The organism is Enterobacter sp. KB-280D8 (assembly GCF_041399405.1).
Lineage (GTDB): Bacteria > Pseudomonadota > Gammaproteobacteria > Enterobacterales > Enterobacteriaceae > Enterobacter > Enterobacter cloacae_N.
Window position 1 is genome coordinate 234,523 of record NZ_JBGKEC010000001.1, and the last position, 24,115, is coordinate 258,637.

Here is a 24,115-nt window from a genome sequence, read left to right on the forward strand (position 1 = left end):
CCGTTTTTTCACAGTTTTAACCGTTCAGGAATTACCCTCGCACATCCCTTTCCATTAAAGTAGATGACAGTTTCTTTACTCTGATAAACAACGGTTATCGGTTGAGCTATGTCATTTCAGATTAAATTTCATCAAATTCGGGCGTTTGTTGAGGTTGCGCGCCAGGGCAGCATTCGCGGCGCCAGCCGGACGCTGAATCTCTCACAGCCGGCGTTGACCAAATCCATCAAAGAGCTGGAGGAGGGCATGGCGGCGCAGCTTTTCGTGCGCAGGAGTAAGGGCGTCGCGCTGACCGAATGCGGCGAGGGGTTTTATCAGCGCGCCAGGCTGATTCTGGAAGAATTGCGCGCGGCGCAGGATGACATTCGCCAGCGGCAGGGGGAGCTGGCCGGGCAGATCAATATCGGGATGGGGGCCAGCGTGTCACGCAGCCTGATGCCCGCCGTCATCACTCGTTTTCACGCCCAGCATCCGCAGGTCAAGGTGCGGATTATGGAAGGGCAGCTGGTGTCGATGATCAATGAATTGCGCCAGGGTGAACTGGATTTCACCATCAACACCTATTATCAGGGGCCTTACGACCATGAATTTACGTTCGAAAAACTCTTCGAAAAACCGTTTGCGGTATTTTGCCGGGAAGGGCATCCGGCGACAGGGGCAACATCCATTAACGATCTTCTGCATTATAACTGGACAATGCCAACGCCGCGTGGAAGTTATTATAAGCAATTAGAAGATTTATTTAGCCACCGCTCGCAAATACCGCGAATTGGCGTGGTGTGCGAAACTTTTTCTTCCTGCATTAGCCTTGTCGCGCAAAGCGATTTTTTAAGTATCCTGCCGCAGGAATTAGGCTGTGACCCGCTGCTGGCGCACCGTCTGGTCATCCTGCCGGTTGTCGAATCGCTTCCCAAAGCCGCATATTATTTAATTCAGCGCCGGGATTCTCGACAAACTCCGCTTGCCGAATCATTAATTACGCAATTCAGAAGGGAAGCAAGAAAAATAGTTTTAGGGTGAAATTATCATAATAAAAAAACAGAGCCTGTCCGACATCAGACAGACCCTACAGTACACACAGCAGTGCGTCCTTTCGCAAGTCCTGGGTATTATATCCATGAGGCAGGTAAATTTAGTTATAACACCTTTCCCGAAAAATGAAAGGAAGGTGAATGATTGATTTCACGAAAATTTAACGTAAATCACTTATTTTATCGTTGCTATGGTTTTAGTTAAGTCAGATTTAAGTGCATTTTGTAATTACTATATATATTCATCGGGTTAATATTTGTCTCGCGCCTCACCTTCTAAGGGTTATTGAGGCGCCGGTCTGGCGCAGGTATAGTACAAGCCCAGATGTAGCCGGAGGATTTCCATGAACCCTGACGACAAATCTCTTTTTCTTGACGCCATGGAGGATGTCCAGCCCCTGAAGCGCTGCACCGATATCCACTGGCAGCAAAGCCGTAATACCCGGGCTCGCCAGGACATCGATACCGAACAGCTCGACAACTTTCTGACCCTGGGTTTCCTTGAGCTATTGCCCCTTGACGAGCCGCTGGCTTTTCAGCGCGAAGGCGTTCAGCAGGGCGTTATTGATAAGCTGCGTTCGGGTAAATACTCCCGACAGGCCAGCCTGAATCTGTTGCGCCAGCCCGCTGAACGCTGCCGCCAGATGCTGTATTCCTTTATTCGCCAGGCGGGTCGTGACGGACTACGTAACCTGATCGTCATTCACGGAAAAGGGCGCGAGCAGAATTCGCACCCTAATGTGGTGCGCAGCTATCTTGCTCGCTGGTTAACCGAGTTCGAGGAAGTGCAGGCTTTCTGCGTGGCGCTGCCGCATCACGGCGGCAGCGGGGCATGCTATGTTTCCCTGCGAAAATCCGATGAAGCAAAACAGGACAACTGGGAGCGGCACGCCAAGCGCAGCCGCTAGCGGGCGGTATCTTCGCCCGCCTGAGGCTTAAAAGGTTTCCCAGTTACTGTCGGGGGTGGCGGTTGCCGTTGCCGGACGCAGCAGCTGCGGCGTTTTAACGTTGGCCGGGCGCGGGGCGGTGGCGTTGACTTTACCGTTCAGGCGAAACGCGGCCACGGCCTGGCGCAGCTGTTCGGACTGGTCTTCCAGCGCCGCTGCCGCCGTGGCGGACTGCTGCACCAGCGCGGCGTTTTGCTGCGTCACGCTGTCCATCTGCGACACGGCGAGGCTCACCTGCTCAATACCGCGGCTCTGCTCGTCGGACGCGGACGAAATCTCGCCCATGATATCGGTCACGCGGGTGACGGCGGCGACAATCTCCTTCATGGTGGTGCCAGCCTCGCTGACCTGCTCAGAACCGGTGTTCACCCGGCTGACGGAGTTCTCGATAAGCCCTTTAATCTCTTTCGCCGCCTGCGCGCTGCGGCTGGCCAGCGTACGGACTTCACCGGCGACAACCGCAAAACCGCGGCCTTGCTCGCCGGCGCGCGCGGCTTCCACCGCGGCGTTAAGCGCCAGAATGTTGGTCTGGAACGCAATGCTGTCAATCACGCCGGTAATATGGGCGATTTGCTGCGAACTGTTGGCAATTTCGTTCATGGTGCGAACCACGTTATCCACGACGTGGCCGCCGCGAGCCGCTGTTTCAGAGGCGTTCTTCGCCAGCAACGTCGCCTGACGGGCGTTATCGGAGTTCTGTTTAACCGTCGCGGTCAGCTCTTCCATGCTGGCGGCAGTTTCTTCGAGCGAGGCAGCCTGCTCTTCGGTGCGGGCGGAGAGATCGTTGCTCCCTGCGGCAATTTCACCCGCGCCGGTGTAGATGGAATCGGTGCTGCCGCGCACGGCGCTGACGGTGGTTACCAGCGATTGCTGCATCTCATGCAGGCCGGCGGCCAACTGACCCATTTCATTGCGGCCAGAGAGGGCGATATTCTGCGTCAGGTCGCCTCCTGCAATGGCGCGAATATGGTTCATGATGGCGTTGAGCGGTTTTAACAGCAGGTGCTGTAAACCCTGCCAGATCACCACCAGAACGGCAATAACGGCCAGGAAAATAGCTGCCAGCGTCCACTGCATCTGGGTGAAGCTGCTCTGGTTCTCTTCGGTTGCCGCTTTCAGCAGCGTGTTGTTTTCGGCGCGCCAGCGGTTGTAGACCGCTTCCATATCGTCCTGAGCCTGCTGAGCGTCCAGATCGCCATAGGCCTGATAGTTGTCGGCACGCAGATACTCAATCGACAAACGCATCACTTCATGCATCTGATTCCAGGATTTCTGCATCTCGTCGGTTAACGCCGCATTCTGGCCGTTAACCTGCGGCATTTTCTGCCATTCTTTGTTATAGGTTTCCGCTTTAGCCAGAGAGTCGCCTGCGGTGCCGAGCAGTTTGTTAATTGCGGCAAGGGATGCCGGATCGCGCTGGTTTTTCAGGTAGCGAATTGCCACGCGGGTGACGGTGACACGCGTTTTCACCAGCGTGTTCACGCTGTCGCTCAGGCTTTCCTGCTGGGCATTCAGCACGCCGGAGTTCTGGAAGTTATGGCGATCGTTGCTGACGGCAGAGTAGAACAACCCTCCCGTGACAACTTGCAGCAGACAGAATATGGTGAGGGCAAAGATAATTCCGGTAATCACGTGCAGATTTTTCAGCATAGCGGTCGTCCGTTAGAAAAGATGCAGAGGTACACCAATACTATCGTCGTATAGAATTTAAACTTTAATTTAACTCGCGCTTAACTTAGGGCTTCGGTCAGGAACCTGTTGTAAATCCGGATCATTTTGATGAGGAAGGTTAATATGAGCAGCATTGATAAAAGCGGGACTTACGCACTCGGAACGCGAATGGTTAAACGACTGGGCTACGGGGCGATGCAGCTTGCCGGGCCGGGCGTGTTTGGCCCGCCGAAGGATAAACAAGCCGCGTTGGACGTGCTGCGCGAAGCCGTGGCGGCGGGCGTGAACCATATTGATACCAGCGATTTTTATGGTCCGCATGTGACGAACCAGCTGATCCGCGAGGCGCTTCATCCTTACCGGGACGATCTCACCCTCGTCACCAAGATCGGCGCCCGCCGTGATGACAAAGGGGCCTGGCTGCCCGCTTTTTCCGCGCAGGAACTGACTCAGGCGGTGCATGACAACCTGCGTAATCTGAAGCTGGATGTGCTGGATGTGGTGAATCTGCGGATCATGTTTAGCGCACACGGCCCTGCGGAGGGATCGATTGCTGAACCGCTTTCCACCCTCGCAGAATTACAGCAGCAAGGCCTGGTGCGCCACATTGGCCTGAGCAACGTCACGGCCACGCAGGTGGCGGAAGCGCGGAAGATGGTGCAGGTCGTCTGCGTGCAGAACATGTACAACATTGTGAACCGCGGCGATGATGCGCTGGTAGATTTACTGGCGCAGCAGGGGATTGCGTATGTGCCGTTCTTCCCACTGGGAGGCTTTACGCCACTGCAGTCTACCGGCCTGCAGGCCGTCGCGGATTCCCTGGGCGCAACGGCGATGCAGGTTGCGCTGGCATGGCTGTTGCAACGGTCGCCGAACATCCTGCTGATCCCCGGTACTTCGTCCGTGGCGCATCTGCGGCAAAACCTTGCGGCGGGAGAGGTGCAATTGCCGCCTGAAGCACTTGAAAAACTGAATGCTCTGATGGGTTAATCACGACATGGGCAAAGCCGGAAGGACACTTCCAGACTTTGCCCGATCAGACTCCGCATTGACTTTGTTGTCTGTGAAGCGCTAACGCTTCTGCCACAATCTCCTGCTTGCTTTTACGCGTCTCAAAGGCGGTGATTCTGATGTATTCCATCAGCTCAGGCTCAATGCGGGCGCTCAACATCCTGAGATCGGCCTCCTTTGCTAAACCGCGGGCAACTCGCTTGTCGGGATAGTCACGGGCTGGCATAGAAAACGTCCTCCAAAAGTCTTGATAATTTGTGCCCTAAAATATGCGTCACTCTTATATAAAAGTCAATTGATAGTGTTTGTGTAGTGATTTGGTGATCTTTCGTTTTTCACTTGAAGTGATTTTAAAGTGTTTGTTTGTGACTTTCTTATGACTTATGTTTAACTCATCTGCGACCGCCCGCACAAGAGGTTGCTGAATTAAATCCGCTCAAACTTCAAGGCGTTTGCGGTCTTTGTCGGAAATGACCTTGATCCTGTGCCGGAATCCGTAATACTGTGGTTATATACAGTATCTGGCAGGAAAGGCATTTATGGACACACTCTTTTCTTATCATCCAAAACAACCTATTGAATTACCTCTCTATCTTGAGCGCGTTGCCTGTGGCTTCCCAAGCCCTGCGCAGGATTATGTGGAGGATCGTCTCGATCTTAACCGGCTGGCAGTCAGGCACCCCAGTGCGACTTACTTTATCAAAGTGAGCGGGGACTCCATGATCGACGCGGGGATTAGCGACGGCGATCTGCTGGTGGTCGACCGTTCGTTGAATGCTGAACATGGGGATATCGTTGTGGCGTCGGTCGCCGGTGAGTTCACGGTAAAGGAGCTACAGACCCGTCCGGTTCTGCGACTGTTGCCGCGTAATGCCCGCTATCAGCCGATCGCCTTTCAGTCCGAAGAGGAGCTGCAAATCTTCGGTGTCGTCACTCATACGCTTAAAACGCATAAACATGTTCGCGCTGGTTGATGTGAATAGTTTCTATGCCTCCTGCGAGAGGGTGTTTCGCCCCGATCTGGTGGGTAAACCCATCGTGGTGGTGTCCAATAACGACGGCTGCATTATTTCGCTGTCGCGAGAGGCAAAGCAGTTCGGCATAAAAATGGGGGAACCCTATTTTAAATTCAAAGAGAAGGGTTATCCGTCGCGGGTTTACGTCTTTAGCTCGAACTATGCGCTGTATGCCGACCTCAGCAGCCGGGTGATGCAAACGCTGACCGATCTCGCGCCGGCCATTGAGATCTACTCCATTGATGAAGCATTTGTGAACGTTTCGGGTGTCAGCAACTGCCTGTCGCTGGAAGCATTCGGTCATCAGATGCGTACGCAGGTCTTCAAAAACACAGGCTTAACCGTTGGCGTCGGGATTGCGCCGACCAAAACGCTGGCGAAGCTGGCCAACTATGCGGCGAAGCGGTGGTCAGCCACCGGGGGCGTGGTCGATCTCTCGGATCGTGAACGGCAGCGTAAGCTGCTGGCAAAGGTTCCGGTGGAGGAGGTGTGGGGAGTAGGACGACGCATCACGAAAAAGCTCAACGCGATGGGGATTACCACGGCGCTGGAGCTGGCGGAAGCGTCATCCTGGGTCATCCGCAAACATTTTAACGTGGTTATGGAGCGCACGGCACGCGAGCTTCGCGGTGAGCCCTGCCTCGATCTGGAAGAGTTTACCCCTACGAAGCAGCAAATTATCTGTAGCCGCTCGTTTGGACACCGTATTACGCAGTACGAGGAGATGCACCAGGCCATTTGCGCCTATGCGGAACGCGCAGCAGAGAAACTGCGCGGCGAGCATCAATACTGTCGTTTTATCAGCGTGTTTGTACGCACCAGCCCGCACGCGGACAACGAAATTTATTACGGCAATCAGGCTTCCGTCACCCTGATGACGCCCACCAATGACTCGCGCGATATCATCCGCGCCGCCACGGAGGCGCTGGGGCGTATCTGGCTTGACGGGTATCGCTATATGAAAGCCGGGGTCATGCTGGCGGACTTTTTCAGCAGCGGCGTCGCTCAGCTTAACTTGTTTGACGATAACCGCCCGAGCGCCAACAGCGCGGCGCTGATGGAGACGATCGACAGCCTGAATCATTCCGGCAAAGGGAAGATATGGTTTGCCGGGCAGGGGATTGAGAAATCCTGGGCGATGAAGCGTGAGATGCTGTCACCGGCTTATACGACGCGGTACGCGGATTTACCGGTGGCGCGGTAGGAGGCGGTTATTTTGCGGGGGCGTGCTCCGCGATCTCAATCAGCAATTGCTCAATCACGCCGACGACGCTTCGCACGCGTTGCGGAATAAAGCGGGCGTCAGGATAGACGGCATAGAGAACGCGATCGGGCAACCGCCAGTCGGGCAATACCGGCACCAGCGTGCCGGTTTTCAGCGCCCTGGCCGCAAGCGGTCGCTGCATACCGCCGATACCGATGCCCGCCTCCAGCGCCCGTAGCAGCGCGTCGCTGGTGTTGGCGCGGAAAACGGTATTCACTTTTACTTCGATCGCTTCTTCATCCGTGATGAGCCGCAGGGGGGCATCCAGCGGGATGCCGCTAAAGCGCACGTGGGGCAGCGTGGTCAGCTCGCTCACGTCGTGCACCGCCTGAAAGCCGGGGGCGGCGAACAGCGCGCTTTCAATACGCGCCAGCACGCGGGCCGCATGCGCCTGCGGGGGCTCACTGCCCAGCCTAATCGCGACGTCCACGCCCTCCGTCACCAGGTCTGCAAGGCGGTCATCAAGAGAAAGCCTGAGATGTAATTCTGGATGCAGGCGCTGCAGCTCCAGTAGATGTGGCAAGACGATCTGCCCCAGGCCGCTCGGCAGCTGGACATGAACGCTTCCCTGAAATTGATGATCGACCGGCGCCAGCCGTCCCTCCGCTTCCCGCATGGCGTCCAGCAGCAGCTGCATGTCGCGGCGGTAACGTTCTCCCTGTTCGGTCAGCTTCATTGCACGCGTTGTTCGGTGCAGTAACACCACGCCCAGTTCTTGTTCAAGGGCGGCGATCTGCTGGCTGACGGCGGACTGCTTCATCCCGCTCCGACGGGCTGCGGCAGAAAAAGAGCCTGCGTCCGCGACGCAAAGAAAGGTGGAAATGGCGTTGAGCTTATTATTCATTTAATGGTTTTTCTGATAAGTGCTATCGGATGGAGGGGATATTCACTAAAAAAATAATATATGACACTGCATCTGTCACCCTTTCTGGAGAAACACGATGGATAAGATGCAGCAACAAAATGTCGCCCTGGTCGCGGGCGCGAGCGGAATTGTCGGCAGACAGCTTGTTAAAACGCTTCTGCACAATGGATGGGAAGCGATCGGCCTGAGCCGTCAGGCGTTATCCCATCCTGACGGCATTCCAGTGGTGAACGTCGATTTGCTGGATGCTAAGGACAGCGCGCGGGCGCTGCAATCGCTGAGCAGGGTTACCCATCTCTTTTACAGCGCCTGGGTGAACGCCGCGAACTGGACAGAGATGGTTGAGCCGAACGTCACTATGCTGCGTAACCTGGTCAGCACCCTCGAAAAAACGGCACCTTTGCAGACGGTCAGCCTGATGCAAGGCTACAAAGTGTATGGCGCACACCTGGGGCCGTTTAAAACTCCGGCTCGCGAAAGCGATCCTGGCGTGCCCGGTGCCGAATTTAACGCCGCGCAGCTCGCGTGGCTCAGCCAGTTTCAGCAGGGGAAACGCTGGCACTGGAATGCCATTCGGCCGGGCGTGGTGGGCAGTGCGGTGCCCGGTAATACCATGAACCTTGCGCTGAGTATCGCCCTGTATGCCTCTTTGTGTAAGGCGCTGGGGTTACCGCTGCGTTTTCCCGGTTCGGAACAGACCTGGCACAGCATTGTGGATTATACCGATGCCGGACTGCTGGCGGAGGCCACGCTGTGGGCGGCTACGTCACCGGCGGCACAGAATCAGGCGTTCAACGTGAATAATGGCGATATCTGGCGCTGGAGCGAACTGTGGCCGCGCATTGCCCGCTGGTTTGAACTGGACTCTGCGCCGCCGGTGAGGCTGTCGTTTCACCAGCTGTTTACGGACTATCGCGGCGTATGGCGCGATCTTGCCGGGGAAGGGCTGGTGGAAGCGGATATTTTGCAGCTGAGCGATGGGCAGTTTGCCGATTTCGTCTTCAGCTGGAACTACGACATGTTTGGTGACGGCAGCAAGCTGCGGCGGTCGGGCTTCACGCGGATGCAGGCGACGGATGAGATGTTTTTCAGCCTGTTCGCGCAGCTGAGAGCGGCGCGGATTATTCCCTGATAAATCTGGGCGTCCAGGTGCAAGCCAGGACGCCGGGGGATTTACTCAACCGTTAAGGCATTAACAACCTCGGCCACGCTTTTCACGCTGTGGATGTTCCCAATCCCCGTGCCGAGCGCGATATAGCCTTCATCGGTATTATCTTCCAGCATGCCCAGGCGCAGACCCCGTAATCCTCCCATCGCCTTGCCCAGCGCTTCGTTGCTTGCGCCTGCTTTATCCATCGACGCCAGTTTTTCCGCCAGCTTGCCGGGAAGAGCGCGGTAGTAATGGGGCACGGTGCGGAAAAGCAGCAAATCGAGACCGTTGGCAGCAACAATTTTCTCTTTGACTCCCTGCGGCACGCGGCTTTCTTCCGTGCTGATAAAGACCGACCCGGCAAACACGCCTTCCGCGCCTAATGCATGGGCCGCTCTGGCGGTGCGATTATCGGTAATGCCGCCCGCGGCCATCACCGGGATGTGCTTCACGGCATCGGCAATCAGCGGCACGATGGAAAAGGTGCCAAGCACCGTTGCGGGTAACGTTCCGCCCTCATCAAAACCGGTAGCAACGATAATGTCAGCACCCATTTCTTCTGCGAGGCGGGTGTTCTCCGGCGTTGGATTGATGTCGCGGTAGATAATGGCGATACCCGCCTCTTTTAACTCGCTGAACAGCGCGGGAATAATGCTGCCTTCCCCGTAGCCCGTATACACCACGGCCCTGACGCCTTCGTCTTTCACCACCTGAAGAATAGGCCCAGTCCAGACGTCATTAACGGCCGTGGGGATCAGGTTCACGCCAAACGGTTTTTCGGTCAGCCGTTTGGTTTTACGAATTTCTTCGCGCATTTTTTCGGCGGTCTCTTCCGGCGTGGAGACCGCCGTGTCGGCGGTTAAACCGGCATTGGGCCCCAGCACGCCGAGCCCGCCGGCATTGCTGACCGCGGCGACCAGGCGGGCATCCGTGAGCCAGGATAACGGCCCCTGAATAACAGGTTTTTCGATACCCAGGATCTGACAAATACGGTTATTTTTCATAGCAGACTCTCCCTTACGTTTGAATGGGGAAGAGTGTAGGGCGCAGGATTGTTAGGAAAAATAGCCAAAAAAATTCATCACTGTTATAAAATTAATAACAATAACGTTATTCTGATCGCGGCAAAAGCATCCCTTATGCAAATAAACCTCTTTGAAGCTATTCGAATTTTTATTGAAATTGTCGAGTCGGGGAGCCTGACCCAGGCTGCGGAAAATCTGCAGGTCCATCGCCCGGCGGTCACCAAAGCGTTACAGCTTCTGGAGCAGCACAGCGGCACGCGTTTGCTGCAGCGAACAACGCGTCGAATCAGTCTGACGCCGGATGGCGATGCGTTTTATCGCCGGAGTAAACCTCTGCTGGCGCAGGCGGACGAATTACTGGAGTCGTTTGGTACGGACCGGGCAATACACGGTCAGCTGCGTGTGGATATGCCGGTCTCTTTTGCCACGCTACGGGTGATCCCTAATCTGCCTGATTTTTATCGGCAGCATCCTGAAATCGACATCATTCTGAGCAGCTCTGACCGCCGTCGGGATATGCTCAGGGACGGTCTTGACTGCGTGCTGCGGGTGGGAGAGCTGGAGGACGGCGAGTATATCGCGCGTAAAATCGGGAACATCAACATCACGACCTGCGCCAGCCCGGCCTGGCTGGCAAAACACGGTACGCCAGAAACGCCGGATGATTTACGCAAGCATCAGGCCATCAACTGGATTAATAACCGCAGCAGACACATTCAGCCGTGGACGTTTACCACGCCGGAAGGCATCGCGGAGATTACCCTGCCCGGTAAGCTTGTCGTGGATAACTCCGAGGCCTACATTGCGGCTGGCCTTGCCGGGCTGGGGTTAATGCAGGGGATGAATCTTTTTCTCCAGCCTTACATTGACCGCGGTCTTCTGGTTGAAGTCTTGCCAGACTATCGCTCGCCGGACCGCAAGCTGTCGCTGCTCTATCCACACCGACACCTCTCCCGCAAGGTGCGGGTCTTTACCGAGTGGCTGGAGACTCTGGTGTGAAAGCGGCCAGCTCGTGACACAGCGCGCCAATCTGGTCCACGGCGTTCAGCAGGCGGGGCGTGGGTTCGTTTGCGCAGTTCAGCCGCAGAAAATGCGTTAACTCTGCTCTCGGGGAAAACAGGGGGCCAGGGCTGACGCCGATGCCCAGCGCCAGCGCACGACGGTGCACCTCCAGCGCACTGACCTGCTGAGGCAGTTCTACCCACAGCAGGAAACCGGCTGCGGGTACGCTAACGCGCGTGCCGGGTGGGAAGCTGGCCTCGACCCGCGCGACAACGGCGTGGATCCCCTCTGCGACCCGGCGCTTTAGCCTCCGGAGATGGCGATCGTAGTCGCCGCTTGCCAGCATCTCGCTGGTTGCGGCTTCCAGCAGCGGCGTGCCGGCCCAGTCTCCGGCCATGCGGGCCTGTAAGACCTGCGGGTGGTAGCGTCCGGCGGCAATCCAGCCGATTCGCCAGCCCGGCGCAAGCGTTTTTGACAGGGAACTGCAGTAGATCACATTCCCGCTCTGGTCGAACGCCTTGCAGGCCGGAGGGCGTTGCCCCTCGCCGACCAGGTCACCGTAAACATCATCCTCAATCAAAGGAATTTCTGCCTCTTCAAGCAGGGCAACCAGTTCCTGCTTGCGCGCGACGGGCATGCTGGCACCCAACGGGTTTTGCACGGTGGGCGAGGCCAGAACGGCAGCAGGGCGGTGGCAGCGAATGGCGTCTGCCAGCGGTTCCAGCAGCAGGCCTTCGACAGGGTCGGTGGGGATCGCTAAGGCCTTCAGGCCTAAATCCTCCAGCAGCAGGAGCGTGCCAAAGTAGGCGGGCTGCTCAATCGCCACGACATCGCCTGGCTGACACACGGCCCGAAGGGCCAGGCGCAGCGCCTGCGTCGCACCTGCGGTAATAATCAGATCGTCTGCGCCGAACCGGGCTCCCCACTGTGCAGAACGCGCGGCAATCTTACTTCGCAAATCCCCCCTTCCCGGAGGCAGGCTGTAGCTCTGTCCATGCGCGTCCAGACGACGACCCGCAGAGTGCAGCGCCCTCTGCAGCGCATCTCCCGGCAGCCACGCGGGATCGGGCAGGGCGGCGCCCAGCGGGATCAGCCTGGCTTCTGCACTGCTGAACAGCGACCGGGCCACGGCGGACATGGTGACGGGAACCGGGCCAGGTGAGGAACGTGCGGGCTCCACGCGCGGAGGCAGGCTGGTCTGGCGGATGTAATAACCTGAACGCGGGCGCGCAACAATCAGCCCTTCAGCCTCAAGGCAGCGAAGGGCCTCCAGCGCCGTCGGAAGGCTAACGTGCTCGCGCTCGGCCAATTTACGTGCGGAGATCATCCTGTCACCGGCGCGCAGCGCGCCAGAGGTCAGCGTGAGGCGCAGCATCTCAGCAATTCGGCGATAGTGTGGGGACGACTGGGACGGGGCGGACATGGGGATCTGTTCAGGCTAATTTTCGATAAAACTGACTATACAGCCAATGATGCACGCCATCTATAGTGTCCGGCATGTTCAGGACAAGGAGGCATTATGCACGGCGATAATTTCAACATTTCCACCTATTTCAAACGCATAAACTACACCGGACCGGCGGCTGCCGATACGGCCACTCTGCATGCGCTGATGCGCCATCAGCTCTTTTCCGTTCCCTTTGAGAATCTGGACGTGCAGGCGGGTAAAATTATCTCGCTGGCGCCAGACGACATTGCCGATAAGGTGTTAACGCAGGGGCGCGGCGGCTACTGCTATGAGGTGAACGGGCTTTTTGCCATGGCGCTGGCGGCGTTAGGGATACCTTACCGTTTCGTGGCGGCGCGGCCGATGTTCTACCCCGTGCGGCGACCTAAAACCCATATGGCGCTCATCGCTGAGGTAGATAGCCGACTGTGGCTTTGCGACCTCGGGTTTGGCAGCTACGGTATTCGTGCGCCGATGGCGCTGGACACGCTTGATGTGGATATCACGCAGGATTTCGACACGTTTCGACTAAGCCGCAGCGCGGAGGGCGAATATCTGCTTGAGGCGAAGGTGGAGGGAGAATGGGCCCGGCAGTATGGCTTTGATCTCACGCCTCAGGAATGGATTGATTTTGTTCCGGCCAACTACCTTAACTCCACGCACCCGGATGCGATCTTTGTGCAGAAGCGGGTGGTGGTGCAGCATCGCCCTGAAGGACGCCTGATTTTACTGGGCGATGTGCTGAAAACCATCACGGCGAACGGCACTGAAACGCGGCAGCTGGCGGAGGAGGAAATCCACCAGGTCCTGAAAGACCGTTTTGCGCTGACCGCCGCGTAATCAGCCGGGAAACGGTGGAGCCTCAGCGCAGTCCGTCTTCTGTGGCGTTGCGCTGAGCTCCCCACTGTAACAGCAGGCTAAACGACGTGGGTAACACGGTCAGCGTCACCAGCGTCGCAGACAGCAGCCCGCCGATAATGGCATAGGCCATTGGGCCCCAGAATACCTGGTGAGAAATGGGGATCATGCCCAGAATGGCGGCACAGGCGGTCAGACAGATGGGCCTGGCCCGGTGTTCCGCAGCCGCCATAATCGCGGCATCGTTTGTCATCCCCTGAGCAAGATTGCTGTCAACCTCGCTAATCAATATCACCGCGTTACGCACGATCATCCCCGCCAGTGCGATGACGCCCAGCAGCGCGACAAACCCCATCGGCGTTCCGCCGGGCAGCATAGCCAGCACGATCCCCGGTAAACCAAACGGGGCCATCAGGAGTGCCAGCAGCATCCGGGAATATCGCCGCAACTGAAGCATCAGCAGCAACAGCATGATGACCAGCGTCACCGGAAGAACGGTGAAGACGGAGCTGTTCCCCTTATCCGATTCGGCAACCGCGCCGCCTTCTTCAATGCTGTAACCTGCCGGCAGGCTCGCGCGCAGTTTATCGACCGCCGGACGCAGCGCTGCAGATACCGCTTCAGCCTTCAGCCCCGGGGCAAGATCCGTTTGCACCGTGATAAAGGGCACGCGTTGCCGACGCCAGATGACCGGATCGTCCACGCCCCAGACCGGCGTCGCGACGGCGCTGAGCGGAATTTTTTTACCGTCATTCCCCTGGATCGTGAGCGAGGAGAGGGTGGCGGTGCTGTGACGTGCATCGTCCGTGGCCCGGAGCACCACGTCGACAAGGCGGTCGTTATCCCTGATAGACGTGACAACGCTGCCGGACCAGACGGTATTCAGCGTGCGGGCGAGGCTCTCTGATGATATTCCCGCCGCCCTGGCCGCCGTCTGATTCACCTCAAGGGTTATGACCCTCTCCGGCTCTCCGGCCGTCTGGTTAACGTCGCGTGAGAACGGGGACTGCCCAATCGCGTCCGTGAGACGGTTCGCAAACGCCCGAACCTGCAGATAGTCAGGCCCGCTCACCCGGTATTTGATTGGCCAGCCGACGGGGGGCCCCAGCTCAAGGGGCGACACGCGCGTGATGATATCGCTAAACTGCGTCGCCAGGATCCTGTTGAGCTGCGCATGCAGACGATCCCGCGCCTCAAGATCCTTAGCCACCACAACCATCTGGGCGATATTTTCATTTTCCAGCAGCACGTCCATCGGCAGGTAAAAACGGATGGCGCCGGACCCGACGTACGTCGAATAGCGATTGATGTTGCCGTTGCCTGCCAGCGCCTTTTCCAGCTTTTCCACCTCTCTTAGCGTTTCCGCCTGCGACGCGTTGGCCGGAAGCGTCAGGCTGACCAGCAGCTCAGGCCGGTCCGAGGCGGGGAAGAACTCGCCCTGCATAAATGTCGTGCCGTACGCTGACAGCCCCAGCGCGAAAAGCGCAATCAGTACGGTAGCGAGCCGGTGGCGCAGTGCCAGGCGTAAAAGCCGTCCGTACCCGCGCGCGATCCTTCCGGGGCCCGCCGCGTGATGTCTGACTTTTTCCGGCAGCAGCCACGTACCCGTCAGCGGCGAAAACAGGATCGCGACAGCCCAGGAACAGAGCAGGGCAATGAGCACCACGGCAAACAGGGAAAAACAGTATTCACCGGCGCTGGAGGCCGCAAAACCAACGGGAATAAAACCGGCAATCATCACCAGGGTACCGGTGAGCATCGGGAAGGCCGTCGTTTTGAATGCATGGGTGGCCGCATGCCGACGGGAATCCCCCGCTTCCAGCCGGGAGACCATCGTTTCGACGGCGATCATGGCGTCATCCACCAGCAGGCCCAGGGCAATAATCAGCGCCCCGAGCGAGATGCGCTGAAGGCCAATGCCGGCGAACATCATGCCGGCAAACGTCATGGCGAGCACCAGCGGGATGGCCGTCGCCACCACCAGCCCGGCCCGTAAACCCAGTGAGACAAATGAAACCGCCAGCACGATAATAACGGCTTCGATAAGCACCCGGATAAACCCACTTACCGCGTCACTGACCACCGCTGACTGATCGGCGACTTTCACCATCTCGATACCGTGCGGCAGCCCGGCGCTGAGGGCCGCCATTCTGGCGTTCAGCGCAGCACCGAAACGCAGCATGTTGCCCGTTGGCGCCATCGACACCGCCAGCCCGATAGCCGGTTTGCCGTTCACCCGGTAGGCCGGGGCCGGTGGCTCGGCGATTTCCCGGGTGACGGTGGCAATGTCGGTCAGCGGTATATAGCGATTGTTCACGTGCAGCGTGACGGCCCGTAAACTCTCTTCGGTCGTGAGCGCCCCGCTGACTTTTATCGCCATGTTCTCCTGTCCGGTACGCATAGTGCCTGCCGGGACAACCGCGTTCTGCGCCCGGAGGGCGTCGGCGATCGTCTGAATATCGAGCCCCATCCCGGCCAGGCGTGCTGGAGAAAAGGCGAGAACCCACTGCTCCTGCTGTTCGCCCAGCAGGGTTGTTTTGCCCATATCCGGCAGGGACATAAGCTCGCGTCGTAAGGTCTCTACGCGATCCCGCACCTCCCGCAGGGTGAAACCTTCGGGAATAAAAGCATAAATTGTGCCGAACGTGTCGTCAAATTCGTCGTCCACGGCAGGAACCTGCACCCCTTCAGGCAGGGACGGCGCGATGTCCTGCATTTTTTTGCGAACCTGATACCAGATGTCCGGCACGCTTTGCGGGGGCGTATCGTCACGGAGGTTGACATGGATAACGGTGCGTCCGGCCCGGGTTTCACTTTCGAGATAGTCCAGCCAGGGTGTTTCCTGCAGCTTTTTTTCAAGCGTATCGGTCAGCAGGCGGGTGGTATCCGCCACGGATGCTCCCGGCCACTGCGCGGAGACGACGGCCGTTTTAATGGTAAAAGCCGGATCTTCGTTACGCGGCAACTTCTCATAGCAGAACACGCCCATCGCAATCACCAGCAGCATAAAAAAGCTGACCATCTGCTGGTTCTTCAGCGCCCAGGCGGAGAGGTTAAATTTGGCTTCCTGTCCTGTGTTCATGGCTGAACCTCTCCGGCCATCACCGGCTCGCCGGACCGCAATGTGCTCACGCCCGCGGTAATCACCCGATCGCCGGGCTCAAGGCCGGAGGCAATCATGACGGAGGTAGCCGTATAGCTCGCGGGTACCACCACGCGCAGCTGCGCCCGCGACTGCGGGGTAATCACAAAAACCGCCGGTTTGTCGCCGGCACGGGTCAGCGCGGATGCGGGAAGGGTGTACCCGTGCGGGGCTGACGATGGCAACGTGACGGTAACGCTGGCACCCAGCGCCATGGCCGACGGCGGGTTTTGCAGGGTGGCTCTGACGCGCCAGGTGCGGGTCTGAGGATCGGCCTGCGGGGTGATATCCCGCAGCACGGCAGACGCCTGTACTGACGGGGCGCTGAGAAGGGAAACCCGCAACACCGCCTTATCCAGAGGCGGGATCGCATCGGGAGTGGCAATATCAAACATCACATCGCGTTCTTCCCCGGTCGCCAGCGTCAGCACGGACTGAGCGTCGCTGACAACCTGTCCCACAGAGGCGTTCACGGCCGTGATGATGCCCGCTTGTGGCGCGATCAGGCGCGTCCAGCCGAGGCTTTCGCGGGCATTTCGCCGCGCGGCCTCGCTGCTTTTTAAGCGCGCGCGGGCGACAAGCCAGTCCGCACGGGCGCTGTCGAGCTGCGTGCGGGCTATTGCCCCCGTTGGCATGAGTTTTTGCATTCGACTGACGTTAAGCGCGGCGACCTGCGCGGAGGCTTTGGCGCCTTCATAGTCGGCCTCAGCGCTGTCGAGCTGATTCTGCCCGGTCGTATTGTCAAGCGTGGCCAGCAGTTGTCCGGCAGTGACCCGGTCACCAATATCAACGCTGCGGGTCAGTATCCGGCCCCCGGTACGAAAGCTCAGGGTCGTTTCATCGTGGGCATGGATCTCACCGGTTCTTTCCAGCGCGGGAAGGGTTTGATCGGTGCCAACGACGACGTAGCGTACCGCCCGTGCAGGAACGGGCTTATTTTCGTGTTTATCACCACAGCCGGTCAGCGGAAAAATCGCCAGCGCAAGCAGGGCCAGGGGAAGAAAATGCAGCCAGGAAAGGGTGCGCGCCACGCCGTACAAATGATGCAGGCAGTGGCGGAGGGAGAGAAAAAATTCGTCTGACATAACGCCGCTCCATAAAGGGAATGGCGTTATTAAATGCGCGCTACGTCGAGAAAGATTCGATGTTCTGTCAAGGCTTTATCAAGAGTGGCGATTTTCATTATCGGACGGATGCCAGGGCAGCAAAATGCGCACGGCGAGGCCGCCGGTTTCCGGTAATGACGCGCTAATCTCACCCCCATGCGCCTGACAAATCGCCCGTGCGATGGACAAGCCGAGGCCGCTGCCGCCGGAATGCCGCGCGCGGGACTGCTCCTCGCGGCTAAAACGTTTAAACATTTCCGGTAAAAACTGGGGCGATACGCCCGGCCCGTCATCGGTAAATTCAAGGGTGTAATGCCCGCGGGCGTAGTACAGTGCCACCTCAAGGTGGCCGCCATCGCGTCCGTAACGTAGCGCATTTTCCATGAGGATAGTAACGACCTGTCCCAGGCGGAACGCATCGCCTCTGAAGGGGCAGGTACGCGGGTTACGAAGGATTATCCGGAAATTATGCGCATCAGCCTGGGGCATGATCCAGGCTGCCCGCTCCTGAATCAGCTCATCCAGACAGAACGGCTGGTCCTCCAGCACAAGGTTACCCGCGTCGGCCAACGAGAGAAGGTGGAGCTCATCGGTGAGGCGGTTGAGGTGCTGGAGCTGTTTCATCACCATGCCCAGCTGCGCCGGGCTGGCATCAAACACGCCGTCTAACATGCCTTGCAGACGCCCAATGGCGGCCGTCAGGGGCGAGCGCAGCTCGTGCGCCATCGCGACGTGTGAGGCGCGGAGCTCTTTTTCATAGCGGGCGAGTTGCCCCGTCATGGAGTTAAAATCGGTCGCAAAGCTGACCATTTCCGCCGGTGCATCCTTGATAAGTTCCGCCTGACGGCCAAACTGCCCGTCGGCGACATCCTTTGCTGCATCGCGAAGGCGGCTGAACTGCTGCGCCAGCGGCCGGGCGTGTTTTAGACCCATCACCACAATAAACGGGATCATTACCAGCACCAGCAGGGCCACCGTGACCCAGTCGGCTGAGGCGATAGACGGCGTGGAGTAGCTGAGGCCCCACCAGGTGTCCACAATCGTGTGGAAGCGGGCCGGATTGGCCTGCGGGTTCTGGCTGAGCGTAAGAAACTCCTGCCGGACAGCCGCTGGCATTTTGCCCATTATCCAGTAGTTCTGCACCGCATAACGTAGCCACATGCAGGTGGCAATGACGATCACGCTGCCGATGGCCAGCGCTAAGATGCGGGCGCAAATCCAGCGCCACAGAGACGAGTGCCGGTTTTTTATCATGGCTGTCTGAACCTGTAACCCACGCCGCGAACGTTGATCAGCACGCCGGAAATACCCGCCACTTCGAGTTTTTTACGCAGGTTATAAATATGGGTGTCCACCACGCGCTCCAGCGCCTCGCTTTCCGGCAAGCAGTGTTCCAGTAAATACTGGCGGGAGAACGGGTGCGCAGGAGAACGCAGCAGCGTTGCCAGAATCGAGAATTCCGTTGGCGTAAGATCGAGCATCACAGGCGCGTCGCCGCCGTTATCCACGCTCGCCACAATGGCGCCCACATCCACCTCCAGCGTTTGCCAGCGAAGGATCGCTTCGTCTGTCTCTTTTTTACTGCTGCGCCGCAGCACCGCCTGTACCCGAGCCACCACTTCCCCCGGATGATAAGGCTTCACAACGTAATCATCGGCACCGTACCGCAGGGCCCCAATGCGGTCGGGGGTATCCCCCATGGCCGTGACCATAATCACCGGCACATCGCTTTTACGGCGCACACCAGCCAGCACCTCGGTGCCGTTAAGCCCCGGCAGCATCACGTCCAGCAGGATGAGGTCGGGCTTCCACCGCTGCGCCATATCCAACCCGGAAAGACCGTCTCCGGTAATGGTCACGTCGTAATTTTCACGCCGTAAATAGGCTTCGAGCACGCCAGCCGCATCGGCGTCATCTTCAATAATCAGCACTCTTCTGGACAACATCCGTTCACCTTGACCATTTCTTAACACTATCCCGACGATTCATTGATTCAGCCAAATCATACTGCGCCAACATTATGTGGCCGCCCCTGTATCAGGTGACGCCAGCGTCTGTATGGAGAGCAGTATGATAGCGATAAAAAAAGTCCTGTATATGTCCGTCCCGCTTCTGATGGTCGTGACGTCCGGCGCGCAGGCGGATGATGGCTCCGCGTCCGATTCCTTAACCGTCGGGCTGGGAGGGCAGTATGCCCCGCGTTACTCAGGCTCAGACAAGCAGGTGTGGCAGGTGGTTCCGGTGCTGCAGGGTCGTAAAGGCGCTTTCTTTATTGATGCGCAAAAAGGGGTGGGATATGACCTGCAAAACGACAGCGGTTGGTACTTCGAACACACGCTGGGCTATGACTTCGGAAGGGCTGAGAAAAATTCTGGCTGGCGTGAGGGCGCAAACAATCTGAAAGGGATGGGGGACATTGATACCACCCTGAATACCGGCCTTGCAGTGGGCTGGCAGGCCGCGCCCTGGCTGAGTGTGGAGGGGAAAGCGACGCTGCCTTTAACGGACAGCCAGGGGGCCAGCTATCAGGCCTCCGTGACGCTAGTCCCCGTACAAAATAACCAGGATACGGTCGCCTTTCAGTCTGCGGCCCTGTTTGGCGACAGCCATTATCTGAATACCTGGTATGGGGTCAGCGAGCAGCAGAGCCGCCGCAGCGGATATCGCCGCTATTCAGCGCCGGGTGGATTTTATGGCGTCGAAACCAGTCTGACCTGGAGCCATCAGTTCGATGCCCACTGGGGGACGGTGCTGAGTGCGGACTATACCTGGCTTGGCGACCATGCCAATGATAGCCCGATTGTGATGCGGCGCAATGAGGGGTCTGCAACCGCCGCTATCACCTGGACATTCTAATTCGCGGAGCGCGATGTGGGCGAGGGGATTATTTCTTCTTATCCATCATCGCTTTTAAATCGGCAAACGGGTTAAAGGTGGCGACGCCCACATCTTTTTGCGCATCTTCACCGGCGACCACGGTGGTGCCGTACTGATCCGCTTCGGTGTATTTCGAATGCTCGTGATCGTGGCAAAACAGGCACAACAGTTCCCAGTTGCTGCCATCTTCCGGGTTGTTGGTATGGTCGTGATCGATATGGTGAACCGTCAATTCACGCAGGTTGGAATAGACGAACTCCCGCGAGCAGCGTCCGCAGACCCAGGGATAGATTTTTAATGCTTTTTCGCGATAGCCGCTTTCCAGTCGCGCGTAGTTTTTAGGGATCAGAGCCATTGCCGGTTTTACCTGCCATGAAAAAAGTGGGGGATATTATATCCCATTATGAAGCGGAATGACGAACCGCTCAATTCCGTCAATTTATTTGACGCTTTCCGTTAAATAAACGGCATTTATTCTCACCGGGTAATGCGTAAAGTAGAGAGAACGCAATGCATTATCAGGACACACTGTTATGAAAAAGATCGGGTTTTTATCATTTGGTCACTGGACGCCTTCTCCGCAGTCCGGCACGCGTTCGGCGGCAGATACGCTGCTGCAGTCCATCGACCTGGCCGTGGCGGCCGAAGAGCTGGGGGCAGACGGCGCGTATTTCCGCGTGCACCACTTTGCCCGACAGCTTAGCTCGCCGTTCCCCCTGCTGGCGGCAATAGGCGCAAAAACAAAAACCATCGAAATCGGTACCGGCGTGATTGATATGCGCTATGAAAATCCGATGTACATGGCTGAAGATGCGGGCGCGGCGGATCTGATTTCCGGCGGTCGTCTGCAGCTTGGCATCAGCCGGGGCTCCCCGGAGCAGGTCATTGATGGCTGGCGTCATTTCGGCTATGTCCCGCAGGAAGGAGAAAACGAAGCGGACATGGCGCGCCGTCATACCGAGGTGCTGCTTGAGGTACTGCGCGGAGAAGGGTTTGCAAAGCCGAATCCACAGCCGATGTTCCCGAATCCTCCGGGGCTGCTGCGCCTGGAGCCTTATTCAGAAGGTTTGCGGGAGCGTATCTGGTGGGGTGCCGGTTCGAATGCGACGGCCGTATGGGCCGCAAAGCTGGGAATGAACCTGCAAAGCTCAACCCTGAAAGACGATGAAACCGGCGAGCCGTTCCATATTCAACAGGCAAAACAGATCCGCGCGTACCGCCAGGCCTGGCAAGAGGCCGGGCATACGCGACAGCCGCGCGTCTCGGTTAGCCGCAGTATTTTTGCACTGATGGACGACCGCGACCGGATGTACTTCGGCGCCAGCCGCAACGACAGCGACAGCGTGGGGTATCTTGATGAGAAAACGCGCGCGATCTTCGGACGCAGCTATGCCGCAGAGCCTGACAAGCTGATAGAGCAGTTGAAAAAGGACGAGGCGATTGCCGAGGCTGATACATTATTACTGACCGTACCGAACCAGCTTGGTGTGGATTACAATGCGCACGTGATTGAGTCCATTCTCAAACATGTCGCACCGGCAATGGGCTGGCGCGATTAGGTATTCCGCCGTCAGCCGTGAGATCGTAATGGAAAATCTGGCCCTCTGGTATCGCCGTTTTGGCGAGCCAGAATCTGTTCTGCAACCTGAAACCGCGTCGCCGGGCGCGCTTGCACCGGGACACCTCCGCGTGCGAATGCTGTTTGCACCGGTGAACGCGTCCGATCTCATTCCCATTACCGGCGCCTATCGCCACAGAACTCCGTTACCCGCCGTCGTGGGGTATGAAGGCGTCGGCGTTGTCATTCAGGCGCCCGCGTCGTTTGCGCATCTGGAGGGTAAACGCGTTCTGCCGCTGCGCGGGCAGGGCACCTGGCAGCGCTATGTCGATTGCCCGGCAGAGTATGCTATCCCCGTTCCGGACGATCTCGATTCATGCCTGGCCGCGCGGGCCTATATCAATCCTCTGGCGGCGCAGATGATGCTGACCCACTATCCACCGCAGGGAAAGCGGGTGCTGCTCACGGCCGCCGGTTCTGATTGCGCCGTTCTGCTCGGGCAGTGGGCGCGTCTGGCGGGGGCTGACGCGGTGTACGGTATTCATCGTTCGCCCGTTCACGCTGAGCGGCTGGCGGCGATGGGGATTGTTCCTGTCGCACAGCATGACATGCAGAAGATCGCCAGCGTCGCCTCGCGTGCCGACGTCGTTTACGATGCAACCGGCGGGGTGCTTGCGGAAGCGATCCTGAACGTGATGCCTGAGCAGGGTATATTTGTCTGCTATGGGCTGCTCTCCGGGCAGACCTTCCGCCAGCAGCGGCCCCTGCCTCGCGTGGCGTGGTTCCATATTCGTAACTATCTGGACAGGCTCAGCGCTGAGGCGTGGCGCGCGGAGTTCGATCAAATCTGGCCCCGGATGCGCGGCAGCGAGTACAGCCCCGGTACGGTATACCCTCTGACGGACTGGCAGAAGGCGCTCAGGGTTTATCGTGAAGGCGGAAGGGCAAGCAAGCCCCTCCTGTCGATGGCGGAATGACGGCTACTGATGGCTCATATCGCTCAGCAGTACGGCGATGCTTTGCCCGCCCGCCGTCTGTTCCAGACCAATCTTCACGATGATGGTCAGCGGAACGGAGAGCAGCATGCCTACGGGGCCGAGCAGCCAGCCCCAGAAAATCAGGGACAAAAAGACGACCAGCGTCGAAAGCCCCAGCCCGCGTCCCATCATTCGTGGTTCAAGAATATTACCGAATACCAGATTAATCGCCAGATAGCCGGCCAGCAGAATCAGCGCATCATAAAATCCGCTGAACACCAGCACCTGAAGAATAGGGGGGATCGCTGCCAGCACGGAGCCGATGTTGGGAATGTAGTTGAGCGCAAACGCCAGTAACCCCCAGACGAACGCAAAGCGAACGTCCAGCGCCACCAGCATTCCCCAGACCACCACCCCGGTAACCAGGCTAATGGCGGTTTTCAGTACCAGATAGCGGGAAACGCTGTCCAGCGCGCGCTGAATAGCCCCCATTCCTTCAACCGGACGAACCATAATATGCTGTAACTTTGCGGGCAGCTGTGGCACCTCCAGCAGCATGAACACGACCGTTAAAAACAGCAGAAAAATGGAGGTCATGGCATTGGAAAGCTGCGTCAGCAGGCCTGTGACGATCGTCATTGCCGCATTAGGGTCGATATATTTAAGAAGCTCCTCAACGGAGACTTCTATTCCCGCGCGCTGTAGCCAGGGCTCAAGCTGCAGCAACGGTATCGCCAGTGAGGAGCGGTATTTCGGCAGCGTTCGCGCCAGTTCGTTCAGCGAGGTACCCAGATAAGCAACCAGTAACACCATGGCGAAAATAATGACGCTAATCAGCAGGGTAATGGCCAGCACGCGCGGGATGCGCAGCCGCGTCATGCGCTGTACCAGCGGGTTAAGGATCACCGCAACGAACAGGGCCAGAATAAAGGGCACAATGATGTCGGCGGCAAAACGAACGCCCGTCAGTATGATCACCAGCATGCCCAGCATGATGACAATTTTTATCCCGTTCAGGGTAATAATGGGTTTAGCCATGGTGACTCCGAAAAACGCTTTTTCTTCATAATAAAGGGTAAACGCCCTGCAATAAACTAACCAAAATCAAACGGGACGGGTAAAGAATTGAAAAGACTTTGAGTAAAATCCTGGCTTATGGTACAAATCT

Annotated in this window: 22 protein-coding genes; 11 read left to right on the plus strand and 11 right to left on the minus strand. The window is 57.8% G+C overall.

Annotation, left to right across the window (positions count from 1 at the left end; translation table 11 throughout):
• The first annotated feature begins 108 nt into the window (after nt 1–108).
• Nucleotides 109–1,020 carry a LysR family transcriptional regulator gene (locus AB8818_RS01235; protein ID WP_116340297.1) on the plus strand — a complete coding sequence of 304 codons (912 nt, stop codon included), beginning with the start codon at nt 109–111 and terminating at the stop codon, nt 1,018–1,020.
• A 355-nt stretch (nt 1,021–1,375) separates the two neighbouring features.
• Entirely contained in the window at nt 1,376–1,939 is a 564-nt protein-coding gene (gene smrA, locus AB8818_RS01240) for a DNA endonuclease SmrA (RefSeq protein ID WP_192981477.1), read from the plus strand.
• A gap of 27 nt (nt 1,940–1,966) precedes the next feature.
• Here smrA and AB8818_RS01245 read toward each other — a convergent pair whose 3' ends face one another.
• Nucleotides 1,967–3,628 carry a methyl-accepting chemotaxis protein gene (locus tag AB8818_RS01245; RefSeq protein ID WP_116340293.1) on the minus strand — a complete coding sequence of 554 codons (1,662 nt, stop codon included), beginning with the start codon at nt 3,626–3,628 and terminating at the stop codon, nt 1,967–1,969.
• 144 nt (nt 3,629–3,772) lie between these two features.
• Here AB8818_RS01245 and AB8818_RS01250 point away from each other — a divergent pair, with 144 nt between their 5' ends.
• A complete protein-coding gene (locus tag AB8818_RS01250) occupies nt 3,773–4,639 on the plus strand; it encodes an aldo/keto reductase family oxidoreductase (protein WP_192981474.1) in 867 nt (288 codons plus the stop codon).
• 46 nt (nt 4,640–4,685) lie between these two features.
• Here the strand turns inward: AB8818_RS01250 and AB8818_RS01255 are convergent, their stop codons facing one another.
• Entirely contained in the window at nt 4,686–4,886 is a 201-nt protein-coding gene (locus AB8818_RS01255) for a hypothetical protein (protein ID WP_192981471.1), read from the minus strand.
• A gap of 313 nt (nt 4,887–5,199) precedes the next feature.
• Here AB8818_RS01255 and umuD point away from each other — a divergent pair, with 313 nt between their 5' ends.
• A complete protein-coding gene (gene umuD, locus AB8818_RS01260) occupies nt 5,200–5,634 on the plus strand; it encodes a translesion error-prone DNA polymerase V autoproteolytic subunit (RefSeq protein ID WP_116340291.1) in 435 nt (144 codons plus the stop codon).
• The gene (gene umuC / locus AB8818_RS01265) at nt 5,618–6,880 is read left to right on the plus strand and encodes a translesion error-prone DNA polymerase V subunit UmuC (protein WP_116340289.1); all 1,263 of its coding nucleotides are present in this window, start codon (nt 5,618–5,620) and stop codon (nt 6,878–6,880) included. Before umuD ends, umuC begins: the two co-directional genes overlap by 17 nt.
• Nucleotides 6,881–6,887: 7 nt before the next feature.
• Here umuC and AB8818_RS01270 read toward each other — a convergent pair whose 3' ends face one another.
• Nucleotides 6,888–7,784, minus strand: coding sequence for a LysR family transcriptional regulator (locus AB8818_RS01270; protein WP_192981468.1), 897 nt, complete (start codon nt 7,782–7,784; stop codon nt 6,888–6,890).
• A 97-nt stretch (nt 7,785–7,881) separates the two neighbouring features.
• Between AB8818_RS01270 and AB8818_RS01275 the strand changes: the two genes are divergently transcribed.
• Nucleotides 7,882–8,937 carry an SDR family oxidoreductase gene (locus AB8818_RS01275; protein WP_192981465.1) on the plus strand — a complete coding sequence of 352 codons (1,056 nt, stop codon included), beginning with the start codon at nt 7,882–7,884 and terminating at the stop codon, nt 8,935–8,937.
• 41 nt (nt 8,938–8,978) lie between these two features.
• Here the strand turns inward: AB8818_RS01275 and AB8818_RS01280 are convergent, their stop codons facing one another.
• Entirely contained in the window at nt 8,979–9,959 is a 981-nt protein-coding gene (locus tag AB8818_RS01280; protein WP_116340283.1) for a nitronate monooxygenase family protein, read from the minus strand.
• Nucleotides 9,960–10,094: 135 nt separating this feature from the next.
• On the opposite strand from AB8818_RS01280, the gene AB8818_RS01285 reads away from it, so the two are divergent.
• The gene (locus tag AB8818_RS01285; RefSeq protein WP_192981461.1) at nt 10,095–10,979 is read left to right on the plus strand and encodes a LysR family transcriptional regulator; all 885 of its coding nucleotides are present in this window, start codon (nt 10,095–10,097) and stop codon (nt 10,977–10,979) included.
• Here the strand turns inward: AB8818_RS01285 and AB8818_RS01290 are convergent.
• Entirely contained in the window at nt 10,951–12,405 is a 1,455-nt protein-coding gene (locus AB8818_RS01290; RefSeq protein ID WP_192981459.1) for a PLP-dependent aminotransferase family protein, read from the minus strand. The two genes, AB8818_RS01285 and AB8818_RS01290, sit on opposite strands and share 29 nt — an antisense overlap.
• 96 nt (nt 12,406–12,501) lie before the next feature.
• Here AB8818_RS01290 and AB8818_RS01295 point away from each other — a divergent pair, with 96 nt between their 5' ends.
• The gene (locus AB8818_RS01295; RefSeq protein WP_192981458.1) at nt 12,502–13,269 is read left to right on the plus strand and encodes an arylamine N-acetyltransferase; all 768 of its coding nucleotides are present in this window, start codon (nt 12,502–12,504) and stop codon (nt 13,267–13,269) included.
• A 22-nt stretch (nt 13,270–13,291) separates the two neighbouring features.
• Here AB8818_RS01295 and AB8818_RS01300 read toward each other — a convergent pair whose 3' ends face one another.
• The 4 genes from AB8818_RS01300 to AB8818_RS01315 all read right to left on the minus strand — a co-directional run bounded on the left by AB8818_RS01300 (nt 13,292) and on the right by AB8818_RS01315 (nt 19,481).
• A complete protein-coding gene (locus AB8818_RS01300) occupies nt 13,292–16,369 on the minus strand; it encodes an efflux RND transporter permease subunit (RefSeq protein WP_163329097.1) in 3,078 nt (1,025 codons plus the stop codon).
• The gene (locus AB8818_RS01305) at nt 16,366–17,514 is read right to left on the minus strand and encodes an efflux RND transporter periplasmic adaptor subunit (RefSeq protein WP_163329099.1); all 1,149 of its coding nucleotides are present in this window, start codon (nt 17,512–17,514) and stop codon (nt 16,366–16,368) included. The genes AB8818_RS01300 and AB8818_RS01305 overlap by 4 nt, the downstream gene beginning before the upstream one ends.
• 78 nt (nt 17,515–17,592) lie before the next feature.
• Entirely contained in the window at nt 17,593–18,789 is a 1,197-nt protein-coding gene (locus AB8818_RS01310) for a cell wall metabolism sensor histidine kinase WalK (RefSeq protein ID WP_192981456.1), read from the minus strand.
• Nucleotides 18,786–19,481, minus strand: a complete 696-nt coding sequence (locus AB8818_RS01315; protein WP_192981454.1) for a response regulator — start codon at nt 19,479–19,481, stop codon at nt 18,786–18,788. Before AB8818_RS01315 ends, AB8818_RS01310 begins: the two co-directional genes overlap by 4 nt.
• A gap of 124 nt (nt 19,482–19,605) precedes the next feature.
• Here AB8818_RS01315 and AB8818_RS01320 point away from each other — a divergent pair, with 124 nt between their 5' ends.
• On the plus strand, nt 19,606–20,391 hold the full coding sequence (locus AB8818_RS01320; protein WP_192981452.1) for a MipA/OmpV family protein: 786 nt from the start codon (nt 19,606–19,608) through the stop codon (nt 20,389–20,391).
• A gap of 28 nt (nt 20,392–20,419) precedes the next feature.
• On the opposite strand, the gene yajD is transcribed toward AB8818_RS01320, so the two are convergent.
• Complete coding sequence (gene yajD, locus AB8818_RS01325; protein ID WP_003857471.1) at nt 20,420–20,767, minus strand: HNH nuclease YajD; 348 nt, start codon at nt 20,765–20,767, stop codon at nt 20,420–20,422.
• A 178-nt stretch (nt 20,768–20,945) separates the two neighbouring features.
• Between yajD and AB8818_RS01330 the strand changes: the two genes are divergently transcribed.
• Both AB8818_RS01330 and AB8818_RS01335 read left to right on the plus strand, forming a co-directional pair.
• On the plus strand, nt 20,946–21,971 hold the full coding sequence (locus AB8818_RS01330) for an LLM class flavin-dependent oxidoreductase (RefSeq protein ID WP_116340277.1): 1,026 nt from the start codon (nt 20,946–20,948) through the stop codon (nt 21,969–21,971).
• A 28-nt stretch (nt 21,972–21,999) separates the two neighbouring features.
• Nucleotides 22,000–22,947 (plus strand): zinc-dependent alcohol dehydrogenase family protein, encoded by a 948-nt coding sequence (locus tag AB8818_RS01335; RefSeq protein ID WP_192981450.1) that lies wholly within the window; start codon nt 22,000–22,002, stop codon nt 22,945–22,947.
• Between the two features lie 3 nt (nt 22,948–22,950).
• On the opposite strand, the gene AB8818_RS01340 is transcribed toward AB8818_RS01335, so the two are convergent.
• Nucleotides 22,951–23,985 (minus strand): AI-2E family transporter, encoded by a 1,035-nt coding sequence (locus tag AB8818_RS01340; protein WP_116340273.1) that lies wholly within the window; start codon nt 23,983–23,985, stop codon nt 22,951–22,953.
• Nucleotides 23,986–24,115: the final 130 nt, after the last annotated feature.